Annotated in this window: 3 protein-coding genes; 2 read left to right on the top strand and 1 reads right to left on the bottom strand. The window is 60.3% G+C overall.

Going from position 1 to position 3282, the window contains the following annotated elements; translation table 11 throughout:
* On the bottom strand, positions 1–777 hold a 777-nt coding region (locus tag VML93_RS17275), incomplete at its 3' end, for a hypothetical protein (RefSeq protein WP_325612489.1).
* A gap of 384 nt (positions 778–1161) precedes the next feature.
* Between VML93_RS17275 and VML93_RS17270 the strand changes: the two genes are divergently transcribed.
* Both VML93_RS17270 and VML93_RS17265 read left to right on the top strand, forming a co-directional pair.
* Complete coding sequence (locus VML93_RS17270) at positions 1162–2256, top strand: formylglycine-generating enzyme family protein (protein ID WP_325612487.1); 1095 nt, start codon at positions 1162–1164, stop codon at positions 2254–2256.
* Positions 2257–2334: 78 nt separating this feature from the next.
* Positions 2335–3282 (top strand): hypothetical protein (locus VML93_RS17265; protein WP_325612485.1); only part of this gene is annotated, 948 nt, incomplete at its 3' end.

Here is a 3282-nt window from a genome sequence, read left to right as displayed (position 1 = left end):
GACGCGCAGTCCTGCGCCGAATGCATCGTAGCCCGCACCTAACCCAACGTGCTTGGACGCCTGCCAGACCGCCGAGACTATCGCATCACTGAGATGGCCACTGTAAGGGCTGATGGACGCTTGGAAGTATTGATACTGTGCATCGATATAGAACTTTGGATTAAAGCGCCACAGGCCATGCAGTCCCACGACCGGCAGCGGCCCGTCCACCGACGCCTCCCTATAGGCTGAAGCAGTCATCGCGCTATTGCTCACATAGGCTGTTCCCGAAAGGGCCAGGTTGAACTTGAGATCGTGAATGCCAATGATCGCACCGAGAAAATAGTGCTTGCCCTGCAAGAAGTCCCATTCATACGCGGCCTGAAGCAATCGGGTGTCGAATCGACTGTTGATACCGACGCCAACCGGAAAGCGCAGGTTACCGAACTGCAGCGTCTCGTTGATCGATTTCGAGGCGTCGCGGTCGTTTCGGAAATACGAAACCATCAGCTTGTGGTGCCGGAAGAAGCGCCAGTAGGCATCCGCACGGAAGAGGCTCTTGCTGCGATAGCCGAGCTCGCGCTCGACATCAAATGTGGTCCCCGGAACACGAACGCCACCGACGGTGCCGTCGAGACGAATCGTCGTGGAGGTCACCGGTGCATAGCCGCCGAGATCAACGCGGAACTGATCTCTGATGGGATCACCGGACTCGTAGTCGCTCCCTAAAGCGGTACCTGCAGATCCCAGCAGCACTGCAAGCGCAGCAAATAGCCGCCACAGCCTATTGGTTACCACAGGTTCACTGCTGTCGTGGAGACCGGTTGGGCCAAAGGGCTAATTTAGAAGTCGTACAGAGCGCGAACACTATGGGACTATCGTCTACTTAGCGGACGGTCCTGTCTCGGCAGAAGCTCCTTCATTCCTGAGCTCGCCAGTGATCGCAGGCGCTCGGTTGCGCCGTGAGCAGCTTAAGAGTCAGGCTGAACACACTGGCACTGCGGGAACCCAGTTGTGACGCTCTTGTTCAGGCGATTTTCGCACCGCGTCAGTGTTGGTATGCCCACTATCGTGCGTAGAAAGACGAGTCGTCGTGATCGGAGGCTCACCGCTGCCTCGAGCATTCGGCGACCCTGGATCTGGAGCGCTGTCGTATCGATAGCTGCGATCACCTTGGCCGCTGTGACGTGGAACATGAGCAGCACGGGTGGCGCCCAAGATCTGTCCGGCTCAAACAACGTCAGCCCGACCTCGATGCCGGCGTTTGCACCGACCATCCAAGATAGAGCGGTACCTCCAGACAGGACACCCGACGGTATGGTCTGGATACCGGGTGGCGAGTTTTCCATGGGAGCCGAGGAAGCACCCGACTTGAATGAGGTCGGGATGCAGGCTACGCACGATTCTCGACCGATTCACCGGGTCTATGTTCATGGCTTCTACATGGATAAGACCGATGTGACGAACGCAGAGTTTGCAAGGTTCGTGAGAGCGACTGGCTACATCACGGTAGCCGAACGCAAGCCTAAGGCTGAGGACTATCCGACCGCACCACCCGAGAAGCTCGTAGCGGGTGCGGTGGTATTCCACGCCCCTGATCATCCTGTGCCGCTCGACGATCACTTCGTTTGGTGGTCGTATGTTCCCGGTGCCAATTGGCGCCACCCCGTGGGGCCCCAGAGTGACCTACGAGGCCGTGAAGCCTACCCTGTCGTCGACGTTGCTTATGAGGACGCAGCGGCCTATGCAACGTGGGCGCACAAGCGTTTGCCGACCGAGGCCGAGTGGGAGTTCGCCGCACGAGGCGGACTTTCAGGAAAGCGCTACGTTTGGGGTGATGAGTTTCGCCCTGCCGGACGCTGGATGGCGAACACGTTTCAGGGCCATTTCCCGGATAGGGATGCGGGCGAGGACAGCTATGCGGGCATCGCGCCCGTCGGCGCGTTTCCGGCAAACGGCTACGGCCTACTCGACATGGCGGGTAACGTGTGGCAGTGGACCAGCGACTGGTATCGGCCTGATTACTACGCACGACTGGCACTGGCCGGAGGAACAGCGCGAAATCCGACCGGACCCGACGCATCCTTCGATCCGGCGGAACCGGGTCAGGCGAAGAAGGTGCAGCGGGGCGGATCGTTTCTGTGTACCGACCAATACTGTTCGCGATATATGGTCGGCACCCGCGGCAAAGGGGAGATTACGACCGGCACGAATCACCTGGGGTTCCGCTGCGTGCGAGACCCGCCAACCCATCAAGAGCAGCTTGCTGCTTACTGAGCAAGCGCCTGCGGGAGATGAACGATCCCGTGATGGGCGACGAGGGTGTACTCGCATCAGATCTGGCGTAATCATCGCATGATCCCGGCGCGGCGTATGCGCGACCATGGCCATGCCGCCGAACTTCGCCCGCGCCTCGAACGATGCTACGAAAGGCTCAAACGGTCGCGTAAGACCGCACCGCTCGTCGCGGTTGTACAGCGGTTCGTCGAGATCGACGGCTCCGCGCTCAGCGGACTGGTGTCGATCCAACTATTTACGACCGTAATCCCCCTGATCATTATCGGATTCGCGTACGTCTCGGGATTCGCAAGCGACGCCAGCGTAGGTGACCTGTTCATTCGCGCTCTCGGCCTGCATCACCCGCTCGATGACCGCGTGCGCGAAGCGTTCGGAGCTCCCTCGGGCGTACAGCACGTCTGGACCTTTCTCGGTCTCAGCGCATTTCTGGTTTGGGGAATCCCGATGGCGATCAGGGTCGCCCAAATGTTCGCTCAGGCATGGCGACGCCCGCAGTTCGGCATGGCCGAGAAGCTGGGTCGCGGAGCTGCCTGGTTCATCCTGTACCTTGCAACCATGGACGCCCGCGAGCGCATCGGTTTCGCCGGGCACCACGCAGCCGGAATTCGTGCGGCGCTTCTGATCGTGTCGCTCGTCCCGGTGTGGATCTTCTGGTCGCTCACCCCAATGTTGCTGGTGCGAGACGGCGGTCGAGGTTGGAAATACCATCTGCTCGCTGGGCTCGCCGGGGTCGTGATCGACGGAATCGTCGTCGTCGCAGTAGTGCGGCTGGCCTTCCCGATATTGCTCCGAGGATGGACCGGGTTCGGCCCGATGGGCGTCGCGATGACCTTGATGACCTGGTGCGCGGTTGTCGCGACCGGCTGGGTGATCATCGCGTGTACGGGCGCGATCATATGGGAAAGAAACGTCCCGGCCGGAATTGGTAGCGAGTTCCAGGCTGCGACTTCGCCCAAAGACGATGAAACGGTCCGCTCAGCTGACGCATCGAAGGAATTCGCCCGC

Source organism: Mycobacterium sp. (assembly GCF_035499775.1).
Classification (GTDB): Bacteria; Actinomycetota; Actinomycetes; order Mycobacteriales; family Mycobacteriaceae; genus Mycobacterium.
The sequence above is the reverse complement of the archived record's forward strand: the minus strand, read 5'-3'. Positions and strand labels throughout refer to the sequence as shown.